The 18,896-nt window shown below is 61.8% G+C and carries 10 protein-coding genes; 6 read left to right on the top strand and 4 right to left on the bottom strand.

Features of this window, described 5'->3' with window-relative positions; all coding sequences use genetic code 11:
• Positions 1 to 144: 144 nt before the first annotated feature.
• The 4 genes from ABAC460_RS38885 to ABAC460_RS38870 all read left to right on the top strand — a co-directional run bounded on the left by ABAC460_RS38885 (position 145) and on the right by ABAC460_RS38870 (position 2,060).
• Positions 145 to 624: a VOC family protein gene (locus ABAC460_RS38885; RefSeq protein ID WP_023454151.1), complete on the top strand. Its 480-nt coding sequence runs from the start codon at positions 145 to 147 to the stop codon at positions 622 to 624.
• Between the two features lie 326 nt (positions 625 to 950).
• Positions 951 to 1,319, top strand: coding sequence for a hypothetical protein (locus ABAC460_RS38880; RefSeq protein ID WP_023454150.1), 369 nt, complete (start codon positions 951 to 953; stop codon positions 1,317 to 1,319).
• Between the two features lie 134 nt (positions 1,320 to 1,453).
• The gene (locus ABAC460_RS38875) at positions 1,454 to 1,675 is read left to right on the top strand and encodes an AbrB/MazE/SpoVT family DNA-binding domain-containing protein (protein WP_023454149.1); all 222 of its coding nucleotides are present in this window, start codon (positions 1,454 to 1,456) and stop codon (positions 1,673 to 1,675) included.
• Position 1,676: 1 nt separating this feature from the next.
• Entirely contained in the window at positions 1,677 to 2,060 is a 384-nt protein-coding gene (locus ABAC460_RS38870) for a type II toxin-antitoxin system death-on-curing family toxin (RefSeq protein WP_023454148.1), read from the top strand.
• A gap of 14 nt (positions 2,061 to 2,074) precedes the next feature.
• Here the strand turns inward: ABAC460_RS38870 and ABAC460_RS38865 are convergent, their stop codons facing one another.
• A complete protein-coding gene (locus tag ABAC460_RS38865; RefSeq protein ID WP_031236990.1) occupies positions 2,075 to 2,773 on the bottom strand; it encodes a FadR/GntR family transcriptional regulator in 699 nt (232 codons plus the stop codon).
• A 252-nt stretch (positions 2,774 to 3,025) separates the two neighbouring features.
• Between ABAC460_RS38865 and ABAC460_RS38860 the strand changes: the two genes are divergently transcribed.
• On the top strand, positions 3,026 to 3,301 hold the full coding sequence (locus tag ABAC460_RS38860; protein WP_155914665.1) for a hypothetical protein: 276 nt from the start codon (positions 3,026 to 3,028) through the stop codon (positions 3,299 to 3,301).
• Between the two features lie 195 nt (positions 3,302 to 3,496).
• Entirely contained in the window at positions 3,497 to 6,700 is a 3,204-nt protein-coding gene (locus ABAC460_RS38855; RefSeq protein ID WP_023454145.1) for an autotransporter outer membrane beta-barrel domain-containing protein, read from the top strand.
• 38 nt (positions 6,701 to 6,738) lie between these two features.
• Here the strand turns inward: ABAC460_RS38855 and ABAC460_RS38850 are convergent, their stop codons facing one another.
• The 3 genes from ABAC460_RS38850 to ABAC460_RS50840 all read right to left on the bottom strand — a co-directional run bounded on the left by ABAC460_RS38850 (position 6,739) and on the right by ABAC460_RS50840 (position 18,687).
• Positions 6,739 to 7,329: an EF-hand domain-containing protein gene (locus tag ABAC460_RS38850; RefSeq protein ID WP_023454144.1), complete on the bottom strand. Its 591-nt coding sequence runs from the start codon at positions 7,327 to 7,329 to the stop codon at positions 6,739 to 6,741.
• Positions 7,330 to 7,510: 181 nt separating this feature from the next.
• Positions 7,511 to 13,090 (bottom strand): M10 family metallopeptidase, encoded by a 5,580-nt coding sequence (locus ABAC460_RS38845; protein ID WP_023454143.1) that lies wholly within the window; start codon positions 13,088 to 13,090, stop codon positions 7,511 to 7,513.
• A 473-nt stretch (positions 13,091 to 13,563) separates the two neighbouring features.
• A complete protein-coding gene (locus ABAC460_RS50840; RefSeq protein WP_023454142.1) occupies positions 13,564 to 18,687 on the bottom strand; it encodes a hypothetical protein in 5,124 nt (1,707 codons plus the stop codon).
• Between the last annotated feature and the right edge of the window lie 209 nt (positions 18,688 to 18,896).

Genomic DNA, 18,896 nt, shown 5'->3' with positions numbered 1-18,896 from the left:
CAGCGCGTTACGCACGTTCCGCATTGTCTCCTGATGCCGGAGCCGTCATTTGTGTGCAATCGGCTGCGGCGGCGGACCAGCAAGTGCTATAATCCGTCCCGGCGCGTTCCGGGATGCGCTCAAAGATATGCCGGGAGATCCGCCATGGCGTCCCATATTCCCGACGGCTACAGCGCCGTTACTCCCTGGATTGTCGGTCCCGATACCGCCGGCCTGATCGACTTTCTGCAACAGGCTTTCGGCGCGCAGGAACTCAGCCGGGTAACGGGCCGCAACGGCAGGATCGACCACGCCGAAATCCGCGTTCACGACGCCGTGGTCATGGCCTTCGACCGGCCGAAGGGCTGGCCGCCGACACCGGCCTTCATACGCCTCTATGTCGAGGACTGCGACGCCAGCTTCGCCCGCGCCATCCGCGCCGGCGGCACCATGATCAGCGGCTGCAAGGCCCTGGCGTTCGGCGACCGGGTCGGCCGCATGAAGGACCCGTTCGGCAATATCTGGTGGTTGCAGACCCATGTTGAGGACGTCACGGCCAACGATATGAAAATCCGGGGCCAGCAGCCCGAATTTGTCGAGGCCATGAAGTATATGCAGGACACCCTGGCGACGGCCCTGCGCTAGGTTTTTGCCGCTATTTCGCCACATTTGGTTAAACTTCCGGATTACAAATTCTGTAAGCACCGTTCGCGGGCTTGTAATTTTTCGGCGCGGATATATCCTGTGGATAACAAAGGGGAGACGGGATGATCCCGGAGAAACGCTGTCAAGACAGTGACTTGATGCAGATGCAACCAACTGCGTGAGGTCCGTAATGACGATGGCGCTAATCCACGGTGACTTCGCAGCGCGGTCCGATAACGGCCACGTCGGTTAAGATTTGTGACAAAATCATGGCGCATCCGTGACCATGAAAACATCAGACTACGGGCACTGGAAGGGGCTTCCTCATGATCAAAACACTCGTTGCCGCCGCGGCGGTTCTTGCCTTCGCCGCCGCGATTCCCAATACCGCGCTGGCGAGGACCGATGCCGAAAACATGCGCTGCCGCGCGGTCGGCGAAACCATGCTCAAGCTCGGCGGAACGCTGAAGGAAACCGTGGGTCTCCTGCGCGAAAACCTGACCACCCCGACCGCCGAAGACACGGAAACTCTCAATCAGATGGACGAACTGGCGGCTTCGACCAAGTCGGTCGGCGAGGCGCTGGCCGAAATCTACAAGGCGGCGCCCACCCCGACCGAGGCCCTGATGGACGAACTGAACAACACCGGCATGGACGACCTGATCAAACAAGCCGAAGCCTGCGTCGACGCCTGATTGGCAAAACGCTCCCAGTCCTGTGGACCCGCCGGCGCGCCGGCGGGTTTTTCGCGTCCGTCCCTTGTTTGACATCCTTGACTCACGCCCCGGCGCAGTTCTAACGTTAGTACAACAGCCGCAGGAGTATGGGTATGGAACTGAAGGTCACCAAGATCGGCAACTCGTTGGGGATCATCATGCCCAAGGAGGTGCTCACCCGGCTAAAGCTCGACAAGGGCGACAGCATCTTCATCACCGCCACGCCGGACGGCTACCGACTGCTGCCCTACGATCCCGGGTTTGCCGAACAGATGAACACCGCGCGCGACCTGATGCGCAAACGCCGCAACGTCGTCAACGAACTGAACAAGTAAGATGCCGTTCCAGTTGATCAGGGACGGCGTCATCCAGGCCGTCCACGACGAGATCTGCGCCCAGCACGGCGGCCGTACCGGGCTGCGCGAAGTCAGCATGATGAAGATGCTGTACGCCCGTACCCACGTCCTGAACCAGAGTTCGGCCACCGACCTGGCCTCGCTGGCGGCCTGCTACGGCTACGGCCTGGCCCACGATCAGCTCTTTCATTCGGCCAACCTGCCGACGGCCCTGGTGATCATCGAACTGTTCCTGACCCAGAACGGCTACCGGCTGAACGCCGACGATACGGCCTGTTTCCTGGGGCTGATGGTCGTCGCGCAGGGCGAATTGAGCGCCGAGGCCTTTGCGTCGTGGATCCGCAGCCACATCGTGCCGGTGTAGCTACTCGCCCAGACCTACTCGCCCTTAAACGTGTCGATCATGTCGATCGACTCGGCGATGATCGCGCGCATGGCCTTCTCGGCCACCTCTGGCTGAGCATTCTCTATCGCGATCAGCACCGCCTCATGGGCCGGCAGGCTGGCCGTATGGCCGGCGATGCGATTGGTGAGACCGATCGAAATGGTCAGCGCCGTATGGATCAGCTCTTTCAGCTGGATGATGAAGGGATTGCCCGACGCCTTCAGGATAGCGACGTGGAAGTCAATGTCGGCCGCCAGGGCCAGGTCGTGATGGCTGGCCTCGTCGCGCATGGCATTGAACGCCGTCCGCATGGCCTTCAGATCGGCCTTGGTCGCGCGCCGGGCGGCCAGGGACGCGGCGATCGGCTCGATGGCCAGGCGCACCTCGGTCAGTTCGCGGTAAATCTTGTTGGTATAGGGCCGCTCGGTCATCCAGCGCGTGACGTCAGGATCGAGCAGGTTCCAGTTCGACACCGCCTCGACGCGTGTCCCCTGGCGCGGCCGCGATGACAGCAGCCCCTTGGCGGTCAGCATCTTGACGGCTTCGCGGGCGACGGTGCGGCTGGCGCCAAAGCGGACACACAGCTCCGCCTCGGTCGGAAAGCCGCTGTCCTCAAATTCGCCGACGACGATGGCTTGCCCCAACGTTTCCAGCAAACCATAGGTCAGGCTGACGCCTGGCATGTGTCGCATGATCTCTCCCCATTCCCGCGCTTTGGCGCGCGGTGTTTCGTGTCGCTATACCCTTAATTTAATTGAAAATTTTTCAATTGTCACAACAAAAAATGCAACCCTCTCAGGCACGGGGCAAGTGCTTGATTTTGTTATGATAGCGCTAACAAAACCTTGGTGTCTATCCACATGAATTCCGTCGCGGCGGCATCGCCAGACGCCGCGACTCAGCCCTATCAATGGGCTCAGTCACCCACCCAGCGGATGCGTTCCATGTCCAGTTCCCAGAGTCCTTCTTTGGCAGATCAACTTCCGTCCGCCGACCAGCCCGACCTGTTCGAACGTCCGTTGGCCGACGCGTCGGAAGGTGGCGTGACCGAGCCGGCGGCGCCGGTCCGCGCGGACGGCTGGCGCAACCCGGCCCTCCCCCCGGCCTATCGCTACGGCGACCGCGCCGGCTATCCGCAGCCGCACTATCAGGCATCGCGCTCAGGCGCCTATGGCCCTTACGGCGCCAACCGCCCCGGCTATCCGAAGGTGTATAGCTAAAGTCCGAAAAAACTGCGAAGCGGCGGTTTCCAGTTGCCGAGACATCTTGCGGCCCGAATCCACCACCTACACCGACAATCCTGAAACATAGTTTCACCTTCGTCACTCAGTAACAATCCCGAAGTTTTGCCGTCTCATTGCCGTCAAGGCGATCCGTACAACTGACGCCACAACGCCTCAGTTGCAGGATCCTCCATGCGCAGACACGCCCTTCTCGCCGCGACCGGCCTTGGCCTCGTCCTGGCCACGCCCAGCCTCGCGGCGACCTCGATCTCCACCGCCACCACGGCCCCCGTTAAAACCAGCACCACCGGCGACACCACCGTAACCCCCGACGGTTCCATCACCCTGACCGAAGGCAGCGCGATCACGCTCGACAGCGACAATGTCCTCGATTTCGCCGGCACGATCGACATGACCGACGGCGCGTCGAACAGCACAGGCATCCTGATCACCGACGTCCCTGGCCGTACCCAGGCCGTGACAATCGACGGCGACATTTCGGTCACCGACGATTTCGACGCCGAGGACACCACCGACGACGACGTCACCGATGCGCCGTTCGCGGAAGGCACCGGCCGCTACGGCATCCGCTCGACAGGCACGTCGCCCTTCACCGGCGACGTCACCATCTCCGACACCAGTTCCATCACCGTCGAGGGCAACCAGTCGTATGGCATCCGCTTCGAAAACGCCATCGACGGCGATTTCAGCTTCGACGGCGCCGTGTCCGTCATAGGCGACCAGACGACCGGCATAGCGCTCGACCGGGCGGTCAGCGGCGACGTCTATCTCAGCGGATCGGTCGGCGCCTACGGCAGGGACAGTTCCGCCGTCACGCTGAACGGCGACATCGGCGGCGCGCTGATCCTGGACGGCAATTTTACCGGCTCGGCCTATTCCCTCACCTATCGACCGGACCAGGACATCTTGGACGGCCTGGATCCCGAGCTCAACCTGCTGCAGTCCGGGCCGCTGATCAGCGTGTCGGGCAATGTCGCCAACGGCATCCTGTTCGGCGCCGCTCCGGGCAGCGAGGATGACGACAACACCGATGAGGACGGCGACGGCCTGACCGATTCAGAGCAGTCCACCGCCGCTCTGGTCCTGTATGGCGGCGCCCCGGCCTTCCGCCTGGGCTCGGCCGACAAGGCTATCACCATCGGGGGCGTGACCTATGCCGATACCGCCATCGACCCGCCCGCCGTCAACTATGGCCTGCTGATCCGCGGCTCGATCGCCACCTACGGTATATTCGACGGCGTCGACACCCGGGCGGTCCAGATCGGCGGTATGGGCCACGCCGTGTCCATCGAAAACGGCGTCTCGGTCGACGGCAGCCTGACCAGCTATGCCTACGCCGCCGACGGTACCGCCCTGTCGTTCGAATCCGGGGCCTCGACACCACGCCTGGACATCGGCGGTTCGATCATCGGCTCCACGACGACGGTCACGACGTCCGAGGAGGTCGACGGCGAAGACGTGTACACGACCATAGGCGGCGGCAAGACGGGCAAGGCCATAGCCATCGCCTCGGGTGCCGACCTGCCGGTCATCACTATCAGCGAGACGGCGGCGGTAACCGCAACCGCAACGGGGTCGACGGCCAATGCGACGGTTATCGAAGACCGCTCCAACACCCTGACCCGCATCGACAACAGCGGCAGCATTGCCGCCAGCATCACCGCCACCGACGACGATGGCGACGGTACGGCGGACACGATTACCGGATTGGCCACGGCGATCGACGCCCGGTACAATACGGTCGGCCTGACCCTGACCCAGACCGACAACGCCCCCGACGACGACGACATTGCCGCCCCCTATATCCAGGGCCGGATTCTGCTGGGGTCGGGCCATGACATCATCACCTCGTCGGGCGGCAGCATACTCGGCGATATCGATTTTGGTCAGGGCACCGGCAACTTCTCCCTAAGCGACGAAGCCGCCTATGCCGGTAACCTGACCTCGTCAGGCGACATCGCCCTCGCCCTGACCGGAGGCAGCGCCGCCATCCTATATTCCGGGACCCATGCAAACCTGAGCAGCCTGCATGTCGACGGCGACAGCATACTGAGTCTTAGCCTGGACACCGACAATCCATCGGTGGCGCCCCTGGTCAACAGCGGCGCGTCGGTGTTCGACGACGGCGCCACCCTGAATCTGAGCCTGGATGAGCTGATCACCACGCCGATGTCGTTCAGCCTCCTGACCTCGGCCAGCATCGACCTCGGCGATATCGAGGCCTCGACCCGCGACGGCTATGTGCCCTACCTCTATCATGCCGATCTGGAACTGAACGATACGGCAACCGAACTGTCGGCCAATTTCCGCCTCAAGACCCAGGCCGAGGCCGGCTATTCCGACAACCAGTACGCCGCCCTGATGCCGGTGCTGACGGCATTGGGCGAAGATACGGGCGCCCAGGCCACCCTGCTGAGCGAAACCACCAAGGCCGGCTTCGATCAGGTCTACAACCAGTACCTGCCTGACTATTCCGGCGAGAACCTGCTCAGCTTGTCGCTGGGCAGCCAGTCGGTCAACCGGTCCTTAAGCGCCCTCACCGTCATTCCGGATAATGACGGCGGCCAGTACTGGCTGCAGCAGTTCGGCTACAGCACCAGCCGCGACAGCGGCGACACGGCCGGCTTCAAGGCCACCACCATCAACTTTGCCGGTGGCCGCGAACGCGAACTGTACGGCAACCAGATGGTCGGGGTCTATCTGTCCCTGACCGCATCGACCCCGGCGGATTCCTACGCCATCTATAACGAGGCCGGCGCGGCTTCGGACCTGACCCTGGGCGGCTACTGGCGGCTGCGCCTGGGGGCCATGAAGGCCTGGGCCCATGCCGGCGCCGGCTACGTCCAGCTCGAAAGTACCCGCAACCTGCTGAGCACCTATGTGGTCCATACCTCGAAGGCGCGCTGGACCGGCTGGTCGCAGAGCGCCGGCGCCGGGGTCAGTTACGGCATCAAGGCCGGCCGGCTGGTCTTCACCCCGGAATGGCTGGTCGACTATTACGGCCTGAGCGAAAACGGCCGCACCGAAAGCGGCGGCGGCGGCAGTTTCGACCTCACCATCGGCGCGCGTGACGGCCACCTGCTCAGCACCACGGCGCAACTGCGCGCCGGCTTCGGCAGCGGCATGTTCCGGCCGGAAATCTGGTTGGGCTATCGTCAGAACATCAGCGCCACCCTGTCCGACACGGTGGCCAATTTCAATGGCGGCGACAGTTTCGCGTTGAGCAGCGGTAATCTGGAAGGCGGCGGTCCAGTAGCCGGGTTCCGGATCTCGCACGATGGCGACTACAGCCATATCGGCATCGAAGCCCAGTATGAAAAGCTGGAAGCCTACGACAACGCCTCGATCGCGCTGCGGACACGGTTCCAGTTCTGAAAACGCGGTTCGGCGGGCTTTCTGCCCGCCGGCTTGGTTTAGGCGGCGACGGAGGTGGTCGTCGTCGTGGCTGTCTCGGTTGATGCCGCCGTGCCGGAATAGGCTTCCAGTGCCGTCATCAGTTCCTGCATCAGCACCGCCAGCTTGGCCGACGAGTCCGTGCTGTCGCTTTCGGACGCCGTCGCCTCCGGCGGCGCACTGCCGGGCGGGGGAGCCTTGCCGGGACCACGGGTCTCGTCGAAGGCCGTCTTTTCCTGCGCCGTTACCGTGCCGTCGCCGTCCTCATCCATCTCCGAGAACAGGGCATCGGCCTTTTCGGTGGTCTCGTCGGCATGCCGGGTCTGACCGAAGGCCTGCATTTCGGTCTGGCTGATGCCACCGTCGCCGTCGGTATCGATGTCCTCGAAGGCCGGCGGCGTGAAGCCCTGACCTTGCGCCTGCTGGACGCCGACCAGGCCGGCCAGGGTCTCGTCCGACATGGACATCCCCTCGGACGGCGGCGGCCCCGACGGCGGTGGCCCCTTGGGACCCGACGGCGCCTCACCGGCGCCACTCTGCGACTGCGTTTGCCGGAACGACGACGTCGCTCCCATACCGCTGGTCGCCCATTGATTGGTATTGATATTCATAACCACATCCTCATGACGATTAGCCCGCCCGGGCCTGAGGATTGGCACCACACCTTAACATATTGTTATATTTACACTTATTTCAAAATAGACACAAAATGTCCGCCCTGACGTACACATGTACAGGCAAAAAAAACGGCCCTGTTACCAGGGCCGCTTCAGGTTTACCGCAGGCAGGAATTTACCAGACGATGTGGGCCAGAACGTCGGCCTGGGTCGCGCTCAGCACCGTGATGATGTTGCCGCCGCCCAGGTTGATCACGACATTGGCGCCGCTCTGGCTGACCAGGCTGGTGTTGGTAACACCGGCCGTATAGGCGTTGATGTTGACGGTGTCGTTCTGGGCCGCCGAGAAGTCGGTGACCGTGTCGGCGCCGCTGGCGGTTTCGAACAGGAACAGGTCGCTGCCCAGCCCGCCGGTGAGGTTGTCAGCCCCGCCCTTGCCGTTCAGCGTGTTGTTGCCGTCATTGCCGGTCAGGCTGTTGGTCAGCGAATTGCCGGTGGCGTTGACATTGGCTGAACCCGTCAGGATGATGGCTTCGGCATAGCGGCCAGCCAGCGAATAGGTCACCGTCGAATAGATGGTGTCCGTGCCCTCGCCCGCCAGTTCCACCACGTTATCGCCGGTATTCTGGACATAGTAGGTATCGTTGCCCAGGCCGCCGGCCAGGGTATTGGTGTTGGTATTGCCGGTCAGGACGTTGTTGAGCCCGTTGCCCGTGCCGCTGATGGCGAAGGACCCCATCAGGGTCAGGTTTTCGACTTCGGCGGCCAGGGTGTAGGTCGTCCAGGCCTCGACCAGGTCGGCGCCGCCGCCGGCCAGTTCGGTGATTGCATCACCGGCATCGTCGACGACATAGGTGTCGCCGCCAGTGCCGCCGATCAGGTTGTCAGCGCTGGCACCACCGTCGAGACGGTCATTGCCGCTCCCGCCATCCAGCGTATTAACCGCGCTGTTGCCGGTCAGGACGTTAGCGAGGCCATTGCCGGTGCCGTTAATGGCTGCTGCATCCACCAGCGTCAGGTTTTCGACCTGCTTACCGGCCAAGCTATAGGTCACCGACGAGAAGATGCTGTCGGTGCCGCCACCGACGGCTTCGGAGACATTATCGCCGACATTCTGGATATAGAAGCTGTCGTTACCTGCGCCGCCCGTCAGCAGATTGTCGCCCGCATTGCCGTAGAGCTTGTTGTCCAAGGCGTTGCCGGTGCCGTTGATATTGGCAGCGCCCGTCAGTTCCAGGACCTCCAGTTCCGCCCCAAGCGTCGCCGTAATGGCCGAACGCACGGTGTCGGTGCCTTCGCCGGCAGCCTCGGTCAGCGTATCGCCGGCACCGTAAACATAGGTGTCATCGCCGGTGCCGCCGATCAGCGTATCCGCGCCACCGGCGCCGCCATCGAGGTAGTCATTGCCGCCAAGGGCCGTCAGGGTATTGTTGCCGCTGTTGCCGATGAGGGTCTGGCCCAGGCTGTTGCCCGTGCCGTTGATATTGGCACTACCGGTCAGCAGCAGACTTTCGATATAACGCCCGGAGAGGCTGTAGGTAACCGACGAATAGATAGTGTCCTCGGTCCCTTCGCCATTGGCTTCGATGACACTGTCGCCGGCATCGTCGACATAGTAGGTGTCGTTGCCGGTATTTCCGGTCAGGGTATCCGCCCCTGCCCCGCCGTCCAGGACGTCGTGGCCGGCGCCGCCGACAATGGCGTTCGTGCCCGCATTGCCCACGATGATATTGGCCAGGCCGTTGCCGGTACCATTGATATTGGCCACGCCGGTCAGGTTGAGGTTCTCGGCATAGCTGCCGGCCAGCGACCAGGTTATCGCTGCGTTGACGGTATCCGTGCCCTCGCCATTGGCCTCGACGACGCTGTCGCCCGTCTGAACGTAGTAGGTGTCGTCGCCCAGCCCGCCGGCCAGGGCGTTGTTGCCGGTATTGCCGGTGATGACATTGCCCAGGGCGTTGCCGGTGCCGTTGATATTGCCGGTGCCGGTCAGGGTCAGGTTCTCGACCTCGGCCGACAGGGTATAGGTCGCGCCGGCTTCGACCACGTCGATGCCCTCGCCGGCATTTTCAACCACCGTATCGCCGATGGCGTTGACGACATAGGTGTCGTTACCGGCCCCGCCGTAGAAGGTGTCGTTGCCTGCCCCGCCATCCAGGTTGTTGTTGCCGATGTTGCCGTACAGGGTGTTGGCCAGGCCGTTGCCGGTGCCGCTGAGATTGGCGACGCCCAGCAGCGCCAAGGCTTCGACCGACGTGCCGGCCAGGGAATAGGTCGCCGTCGAATAGACCAGGTCATTACCCTCGCCGCTGGCTTCGGTCACCACATCGGCGCCGGCATTGACGACATAGGTATCATCGCCCAGTCCGCCGACCAGGGTATCCAGCCCGCCCAGGCCGTCCAGCCAGTCATTACCGTCGCCGGTGGCGATCCGGTTGGCCACATTGGTGCCGGAAACCGTGTCATTGCCAGCACCAGTCACCGCGTTTTCGAAGTTGATGTAGGATTCCGGGCTATAGTTGGTGACACCGGTGATCATGTCGAGCACGTAATTGCCGCTCCACAGGGTCGTGTCGATGGTGTCGGTGCCGCTGCCGCCGTCCAGGGTTTCGCTGGGCCCCAGACCGGCATACATATAGTCGCCGCCCGTACCCCCGGTGTAGGTGCCCGAACCCGATGAGGTGATGACGTCATTGCCGGCGCCGCCATCGACGGAATCGGTACCATTGGAAAGCTCGCCGGCATTGATAGTGTCGTTGCCGTTGCCACCATTGATCGTGTCGTTGCCGGCTATGCCCATGATATAGTCGTTGCCGCCATTGCCTTCGATCCAGTTGGCACCGTCGGTGCCCCCGATGGTTTCAGCGGCACCCTGGCCGAGGTAGTTCTCAAAATTGAGAAGTGTAAGGGTGCCGCTGCCGTCAGTGTAGGTTCCCAGCGTCAGATCGAAGGAAATAGGCGGAATCCCTCCGGTAATATAGGCAAAGTCCAGTGTATCGACGTCGGCGCCAGCGTCGATATAGCTGCTATAGCTGAAAATGCCGGTGACCGTATCGTTGCCATCGCCGCCGTACCAGTTGGCTGTACCGTTGGCGCTGCTGTGAAGAAAATCATTGCCGGCGCCACCAAAGATGGTGTCCGCGCCGCCATTGCCATCGATATCGTCATTGCCGGACCCGGCATCGACAATATTACCCGCCACGGTTCCGACCAGGGTGTCATTGCCCGAACCGGTGTAGAGGTTTTCGAAGTTGATATAGGACTCGGTGACAAAGTTGGTCACACCCGTGACGAGATTGATGGCGTAATCGAACGTCACCACAGCCGACAGCAGGTCGATGCCGTCGCCGCCGTCCAGAAGCTCCGGATAGCCATTACCGACCGCCAGGGTGTCGTCGCCGATCCCACCGTAATACTCACCATAGCCCGAGGACTGGATCGAGTCGTTGCCGGCGCCGCCCAGGATCGTGTCGGTCCCGCCGTTGCCAATGATGGTATCATTGCCGGCGCCGCCGGTGATCGAGTTCGCCCCGCCCGTGCCGGTCAGGCTGTCATTACCCAGGCCGCTGTTGAGGTTTTCAAAATTGACGAAGGACTCCGTCGCGAAATTGGTGACGCCGGTCACCATATTGATGACGTAGTCGAAGGTCGCCGTAGAGGCTTCTAGAAGGTCGATGCCGTCATTGCCGTCCAGGGTTTCGGGAAAGCCGTTGGCGATCCACACCGTGTCGTTGCCCGTTCCGCCACTGAAGATGCCGAATCCGGTCGAATAGACGACGTCGTCCCCGGCCCCGCCGTTGATCGTATCGGTGCCGCCGCCGCCTATCAGGACGTTATTGTAGTCATTGCCGTTGATGATGTTGTTCAGGCTGTTTCCCGTTCCGTTTATGGCGCCAAAGCCGAACAGGTTCAGGTTTTCCACGTTGGCGCCCAGAGTGTAGCTGACCTCAGCCCAGACCAGATCCGTGCCGCTGTCCGCCGCTTCCGTAACGACGTCGCCGGCATCCCTGACGACATAGCTGTCATTCCCGGTTGAACCCGACAGCGTGTCGTTGCCGAGGTAGCCCTCCAAGTAGTCATTTCCATCTTCGCCGTACAGCGCGTCATTACCTAATCCGCCGTCGAGCGTGTCGTTGCCGGTGTAGCCCAACAGATAATCATCGCCGCCCTCGCCGTAGCCAACGTCATTGTCCGTCCAGCCGTCGAGCGTATCGTTGCCCACGTCGCCGTACATGGTGTCGTTGCCGGTCGAGGCCGAGAGATAGTCGTTACCGCCATTTCCATCGAGCGTGTTGCCGGCCTGGTTACCATAGATGGTGTCGTTCCCCGAACCGCCATTGGCATTCTCGATCAGCGACCGCGTATCGTTGTTGTACAGCAGGGCGTTGGCAATATTCCCTGGCCCGGCGACATTGACGCCGCCGTCCAGCGGACGCAGGTCCACCAGTTGCGCCGTATTCATCGTCGACCACGCGCCGGCCCCCAGGTTGATGCTTTGGTTGCCGGTAAAATTGCTGAAGTCATAGGTGTCGATACCGTTACCGTCCCAGATGGTCCGGAAGATCTTGCCCAGGCCGGCGTTGAGCGTCGGCGTACCCTGGCCGACGCCGTTGACGAACATCTCGCCCGTGGTCGAGCTGAAGGTATAGGTGGTGTTGCCGGAATTATAGCCGAACCAGGCGCCATAGAGGTATTGCAGCGCCGCGATGTCGTTCTGCATGTAGGTCTGGGGCTGGTTGAACTGGTCGCCCTGGAAGTCCGAGGCATACCCCGAGGCCGAGCGATAGGTCATCAGCGAATAGGCCCAGCTATCGTGGGCAGCATCCAGCGCGGCCGAGCCGTAGCGCGGCCCGGGGCCGTCGACATAGCCGCCCGGCGACAGGTCGAAGCTGGTGTAGTCCGAATGGCCGTGCTTGAGACCCAGGGCGTGGCCGATCTCGTGCATGATGGTGGCCTGGCCCCAGTTGCCGATCTGCGGCGTCAGGTAGAAGGGCTGGCCGGTCTGGCCGAACCAGACGTCACCGTCCCAGCTGTCGGAACCGGGGAAATTGCCTTCGGCCGAGCCCAGCGACGAATCCGTTGTCTGCGAGAAACGCAGATTGGCGTGGACGGTGTTGCTCTCGGCCACCTCGGTGAAGCTGAGCAGGGTGTAGCCATAGATCAGACCCAGGGCATAGCGCACGGCTGTCTGCTGAGCGGCGTTGAACACGACGTGGTTGGTCAGGTAACCGCTGTCGTAGTAGGGCGTTTGGTAGAAGGACCCCGAGGTCGGGAAGCTGAAGGTCAGGCTGGTGCTGGTCCACTTCGACCCGATCAGAACGGCGTCGATATCCTGGTTGCCGCTGAACTCGTAGCGGCCCTGGCCGGAGTCGTAATACTGGCTGATGCGCTGGGTCTGGCCGGCCCCGGAAGATCCGTTGACGCCACCGCCGCCGGAACCGGCCCCGGACATATGGCCGGTGTAGCCCGCGCCGGTATAGGTGCTACCGGTGTAGTCGCCCGAGTGGCTCGCGCCCTCCGCAGGCGTCGAAGCCGCCGCCGCGCCGCGGCCAATATAGGTGTCCGCCGGACCTGCCCCCAGCCCCGCCGCCAGGCCATCACTGGCCAGTTTCGGCGCGGTCAGCGCAAAATTGGCAGCTTCGGGCGCGGCCAGGGCCGGCGTCGCCGATGCCGATACAGCCAGGGCCGAAGCCGATGAGTTGAGGCCGGAAGCCTGACCGGCTCCGTCGAAATCCAAACCAAAACGAACGCGCATGGGAGCACCCTTGGGGAAATGTGAAAATGACAATACGGACACCTTTACGACCGGACGCGCACCGTTACGGCGCTGCCAACGTCAGACAGTCGGAAAGGAAACAGGGACGGAAACGGAAACCCTTCTTCGATCGCGTTCGATCAAAGGACTCCCGGAACAGATTTACGCTACGGCAAACACGCCCCCGTCACACTCCTACACCTGTTGCGGTGCACAGCGGAAGACCGTTTTCTTGTGAAACTTTTATGAATCTCGGTTAACCACGGCACTGCCGTTGATTTTTCAACGAAAAATCGAACGAAAGGCACGCCCGGTAAAGCATTTGTTACCGCGTTGAAATGACATTTTTTCGCCCGGCCTGTGTAGCGGTAACTGGTACAATTTGCCCGCATAACCGCCTTGCGCATTTCGGATAAAAAAAGGGCTTTGCGGCACCACCGCAAAGCCCCAGGTCTCTATCGAACCAACTTAGATTACCAAATGATCTGCGCCTCAACATTGGCTTCCAGCGCGGTCACAATCGTGATGATGTTGCCGCCGCCAAAGTTGATAACCACATCGGCACCATTCTGCACCACCAGCGCGTTGTTGACGACACCACCTGTGTAGGCATTCAGGTTGATTTTGTCGCCTTGGGCGAAGCTGAAGTCCAGGATCTGGTCGGCGCCACTGCCGGTCTCGAACAGGAAGGTATCCACACCCAGGCCGCCGGCGAGGTTGTCGGCTCCGCCCTTGCCGTTGATCGTGTTGTTGCCGTCATTGCCGCTCAGATTATTCGCCAGGCTGTTACCCGTGGCATTGATATTGGCGGCCCCGGTTAGCAGGATGCTCTCAGCGTAGCGGCCGCTCAGGCTGTAGCTGACGGTCGAGTAGATGAAGTCCGTCCCTGCCCCGCCGGCTTCGACCACGTTGTCGCCTGCGTTCTGGACGTAGTAGGTGTCGTTGCCCAGGCCACCCGCGAGGATATTGTTGCCGGCATTGCCCGACAACACGTTGTTGAGGTCGTTACCCGTACCGTTGATTGCGGCGGCTCCGGCCAGGAACAGGTTCTCAACATTGACGCCCAGCGTATAGGTCACTGACGACTCGACGAGATCCAGCCCGCCACCTGCACCTTCGGTGACCACATCCGTCGCGTCTTCGACCAGATAGGTGTCGTTGCCGGTACCACCGATCATGGTGTCGGCACCTGCGCGTCCCTCCAGCCGGTCATGACCGCTGCCACCGTCGAGCGTGTTGGCGGCAGCGTTACCGACCAGGATATTCGCCAGGCCGTTACCCGTACCATTGACGGCCGCAGCCCCTTCCAGGGTCAGGTTTTCGACCTGCTTGCCGGCCAGGCTGTAGGTCAAGGCTGTGAAGATGGTATCAATACCTTCACCCGCCGCTTCGGTCACAACATCGCTGGCGACATTGACGTAATAACTGTCGTCGCCCAGGCCACCGACCATGGTATCGCTGCCCGCCGCGCCGTCCAACACGTTGCTGCCGGTATTGCCGTTCAGCGTATTGCCCAGACCGTTGCCGGTGCCGTTGATATTGGCTGCACCCAGCAGGGTCAGGGTTTCAATCACCTGCCCGGCCAGGGAGAAGGTAACCCAGGACTGCACCACGTCATTGCCGTTGCCGGCCGTTTCGACCACGGAGTCGCCAGTGTTGTCGACAACATAGGTGTCGTCGCCGGCCCCGCCGCGCATAAGGTCGGTACCGTTGCTGCCGTCGATCCAGTTGGCGCCGGCCGTGCCATCAATCGTGTCGTTGCCGACGCCGGTGATGATGTTCTCCATGTTCAGGAAGGATTCACCGGCGAAGTTGGTCGCGCCCGTCGCCAGGTTGACCAAATAGTCGAAGGTGTAAAGCGTGGTGTTCAGCGTGTCGGTGCCGGCCCCACCGTCGATGCTTTCCGGGAAGCCCAGCACGGCATAGATGTAATCGTCACCGTTGCCGCCGTTGACCGTGTCCTGGCCGCCGCCAGCATTGATGGTGTCGTTGCCGTCACCGCCATCGATTCGGTTGGCGCTCCCCGTACCGATATAGGATTCGCTGCCGTTCGCGCCGAGGACCGTCTCGAAGTTGGCAATGGTTTCAACAAACGAACCTTCCGTCCAGGTACCGGCGGCCAGGTCAATCACGATGCCTGACACGCTATGGGTCAGCCAGCTGTAATCGATGGTATCGAGACCGGCGCCGCCGTCAAGTGAATCGTACCCGAAACCGCCTTCAATAACGTCGTCGCCGTCGCCACCATTGACCGTGTCAATACTGCCGCCGGAGAAGATGGTGTCGTTGCCGGCACCGCCGTCGATCCAGTTTTCACCGGAGGTGCCCGTTACCGATTCGGCGACACCTACCCCGATGTAGTTCTCGAAATTGACTGCGGAGAAGGTTCCGAGTCCATCGACCCATGCGCCGGTTGTCATATCAAAACTAACCGGTAGCAACGTACTGGGCACAAAGCTCATATCCAGCAGGTCAGTGCCGGCGCCGCCGTCGAACGCGCTGTTGTAGCTGAAGTTACCGCCGACGGTATCGTTACCCCCGGCGCCGGTGTAGGTCTTTGCCCCGGCACCGGTCGAGTGAAGATAGTCGTCGCCAGCACCACCATCGACCGTGTCATTGCCGCCGTTGGCGTCGATATCGTCATTACCCGCACCGCCATCGATGGAGTTGGCGCCACCTGTGCCGACCAGGGTGTCGTTGCCGCTGCCGCTGATCAGATTTTCGAAATTGACGAACAGTTCAGTGGCGAAGTTTGTCGCACCGGTGACCAGGTTGACAAGGTAGTTCCCGGTATACAGCGAGGTGTTCAGCGTGTCGGTGCCCGCGCCGCCATCGAGGCTTTCCGGCGTACCCAGGCTGGCCCAGATATAGTCGTCGCCCGCCTGCCCGTTCATGGTGTCGGCGCCACCGCCGCCAAGAATCGTGTCGTTGCCTGCTCCGCCGTTGATGACGTTGGCGCTCGACGTGCCGGTCAGCGAGTCATTGCCGGCACCGGAGGTGAGCTGTTCGAAACCGGTATAAAGTTCCCCGGCGAAGTTGGTAGCGCCCGTAGCCAGGTTGACGACGTAGTTGCCACTGTAGGAGGTCGTATCCAGGAGGTCGGTACCACTGCCACCGGTCATGGTTTCGTTGCCGAGTCCGGCATACAGGGTGTCATTACCGACGCCACCGTTATAGGTGCCGCTATCGCCGCTGGACGTTATGACGTCGTTACCGTCGTCACCGTTGACGAGATCCGCGCCCGCGCCACCCACCATGGTGTCGTTGCCAGTACCGCCGTTGAGGGTATCGACACCGATGCCGCCGTCGACACTGTCATTACCGGCATCGGCATTGATCAGATCATTGCCGCCATTGGTCGTGATGATATTCGCCCCGGCCGTGCCGGTAATGGTGTCTGCACCGGCGCCGCTGTTGACGTTTTCGAACAATGTGAACGCTTCCGGCGGGAAGTTGGTCACGCCCGTCGCCAGGTTGATATTGTAGGCGCCACTGAAAGACGTGGTGTCCAGCAGGTCGGTGCCGGAACCGCCGATCAGGGTTTCGGATGCACCAAGACCTGCGAAGACGGTGTCATTGCCGGCGCCCGCGTCATAGTAGCCGGAGCCACTGGAGTAGATGACGTCATCGCCGCTCTGGCCGTAGATGGTGTCCGTGCCGCCACCGGTCATCAGCACATTGTTGAAGCTGTTGCCGTAGATGACGTTGTTGAGCGAATTGCCGGTGCCGTTGATATTGAGACTGCCGACCAGGGACAGGTTTTCAAGCTCAGCCCCCAAGGTGTAGGTGATCAGCGAATAGACGGTGTCGGTCCCGCCGCTGGCACCTTCCGACACGACGTCACCGGCATCGTCGACATACAGTGTGTCGTTGCCGGTACCGCCGACCATGCTGTCGCCGCCGGCACCGCCACTGAGATAGTCGTTGCCGCTTTCGCCCAGCAGTGTGTCGGTGCCGTCATTGCCATAGAGGTTATCGTTGCCGCTATAGCCATACTGGGAATCATTGCCGTCGCCGCCATAGGAGGTGTCGTCACCGCTCCAGCCGTCGAGCGTATCGTTGCCGGCCTCGCCGTACAGCAGGTCATTGCCGTCGCTGCCGAAGACCGTGTCGTTGCCGCCATTGCCGTGGACGGTATTGTTGCCGACATTGCCATAAACGGTATCATTGCCGGATCCGCCATTGGCGTTTTCGATCAGCGAGCGCGTGTCCCCGTTGTACAGCAGAGCATTGGCGATATTGCCCGGCGCCGCGATATAGGTGGCACTCAGCGGCCGCAGATCCGCCAGTTGGGCGGCCTTCATCGTCGACCAGCCGCCCGGTGTCAGATCTATGGTCTGGTTGGTGGTGTAGTTGTCGAAATCGTAGGTATCAACGCCGCCGCCGTCCCAAATGGTCCGGAAGATCTTGCCGATATTGTTAACGGCATCGAATGTCGGCGTCTCCTGCCCCACACCATTGATCGACATCCGGCCGGTCGTCGAATTGAAGGTATAGACCGTATCCGTCGGATGGGCTTCGGGCGAGGTGAAATCCGCGCCGTACATATATTGCAGAGCGGCGATGTCGTTCTGCATGAAGGTCTGCGGCTGATTGAACTGGTCACCCTGGAAGCTGGGATCGCCACCGGCGTTGTTACCCGGATCCGAGCGGTAGGTCATGATCGAATAGGCCCAGCTGTCGTGGCTGGCCGGCAGGGCGCGCGTGCCGAAACGCGGCCCGGGACCGTCGAGATAGCCGCCGACCGTCAGGTCGAACCCGGTATAGTCGGAATGACCGTGCTTCAGGCCCAGGGCATGCCCGATCTCATGCATGATGGTCGCCTGGCCCCAGTTACCGATCTGCGGCGTCAGGTAGAAGGGCTGGCCGGTCTGGCCAAACCAGATGTCGCCGTCCCAGCTGTCGGAGCCCGGGAAGTTGCCTTCCGCTGAAGGCAATGAATTGTCTGTCGTCTGCGACAGGCGGATGGTCGCCGGGTTGGCCAGCGACGGCGCGATCTCGTTGATGAATGTACCGATATAGCCCCGCGCCAGGGTCAGCAGGGCGTACTCTGCACCTGTCTGCTGGGCCGCATTGAAGGCGACGTGGCTGGTCAGATAGCCGGGATCATAATAGGGCGTTGCATACTGTGCGCCCGAGGTCGGGAAGCTGAAGGTGATCGTGCTCAGCGTCCAGCGCGACCCGAACAGAACGGCGTCGATATCCTGGTTGCCGGTAAATTCGTAACGGTTGTCACCCGCATCGAAATGATAGGCGCTCAGAAGTTCCGATGTCCCGGCGCCTGAGCCCTTGTTGATGCCGCCATTGGCGGCGCTGCCGCTGAGGTCGCGGCCCGCGCCGGTCGGCGCACCTTCCGACGTAATGCCGATGCCGAACAGGCCGGCTTTCGACGCGCCCGCGTCGACCGTTTCCGTCAGTGAAGCCGGCGCAAGGGCCGGGGCCGCTGCGAAGAGCACCGCCGACGATTCGGCGGCCGGAGCTGCCAATACCGGGGCCGGAGCGGCGACTGCCAGAACCTTGCCCGCGGAGGAACCTGTGTGACTGAGACCGGAGGCCGCGCCGGCCCCCTCAAGATCAAGACCGAAACGCACGCGCATGGGAGCCACCCTGTGAAAATTTGGAGAAAAAACGAACTAAGTACGAAAAATACGCTACGCCCCTACTACTTGCCCCGGCGCGGACCATACACCTGCGAACCGTGTTCTTGGAAGGCGTTTTTTATCGAAACTTTTGTGAAGTTGCCCCAATTCGGCCTTGAGCGTTGAATTTTCGAAACAATTATTTTTCGCGTTTTGACCTAACGGCA

This window comes from Asticcacaulis sp. AC460 (assembly GCF_000495795.1).
In the GTDB taxonomy this organism is placed as follows: Bacteria; Pseudomonadota; Alphaproteobacteria; order Caulobacterales; family Caulobacteraceae; genus Asticcacaulis.
Note: the sequence above shows the minus strand (reverse complement) of the source record. Positions and strands in the feature narration are given on the sequence as shown.

Excerpts from the sequence above, each read along its gene's own strand:
- ABAC460_RS38885 (WP_023454151.1), top strand. The coding sequence starts at position 145 with ATGGCGTCCCATATTCCCGACGGCTACAGCGCCGTTACTCCCTGGATT.
- ABAC460_RS38880 (WP_023454150.1), top strand. The coding sequence starts at position 951 with ATGATCAAAACACTCGTTGCCGCCGCGGCGGTTCTTGCCTTCGCCGCC.
- ABAC460_RS38875 (WP_023454149.1), top strand. The coding sequence starts at position 1,454 with ATGGAACTGAAGGTCACCAAGATCGGCAACTCGTTGGGGATCATCATG.
- ABAC460_RS38870 (WP_023454148.1), top strand. The coding sequence starts at position 1,677 with ATGCCGTTCCAGTTGATCAGGGACGGCGTCATCCAGGCCGTCCACGAC.
- ABAC460_RS38865 (WP_031236990.1), bottom strand. The coding sequence starts at position 2,773 with ATGCGACACATGCCAGGCGTCAGCCTGACCTATGGTTTGCTGGAAACG.
- ABAC460_RS38860 (WP_155914665.1), top strand. The coding sequence starts at position 3,026 with ATGTCCAGTTCCCAGAGTCCTTCTTTGGCAGATCAACTTCCGTCCGCC.
- ABAC460_RS38855 (WP_023454145.1), top strand. The coding sequence starts at position 3,497 with ATGCGCAGACACGCCCTTCTCGCCGCGACCGGCCTTGGCCTCGTCCTG.
- ABAC460_RS38850 (WP_023454144.1), bottom strand. The coding sequence starts at position 7,329 with ATGAATATCAATACCAATCAATGGGCGACCAGCGGTATGGGAGCGACG.
- ABAC460_RS38845 (WP_023454143.1), bottom strand. The coding sequence starts at position 13,090 with ATGCGCGTTCGTTTTGGTTTGGATTTCGACGGAGCCGGTCAGGCTTCC.
- ABAC460_RS50840 (WP_023454142.1), bottom strand. The coding sequence starts at position 18,687 with ATGCGCGTGCGTTTCGGTCTTGATCTTGAGGGGGCCGGCGCGGCCTCC.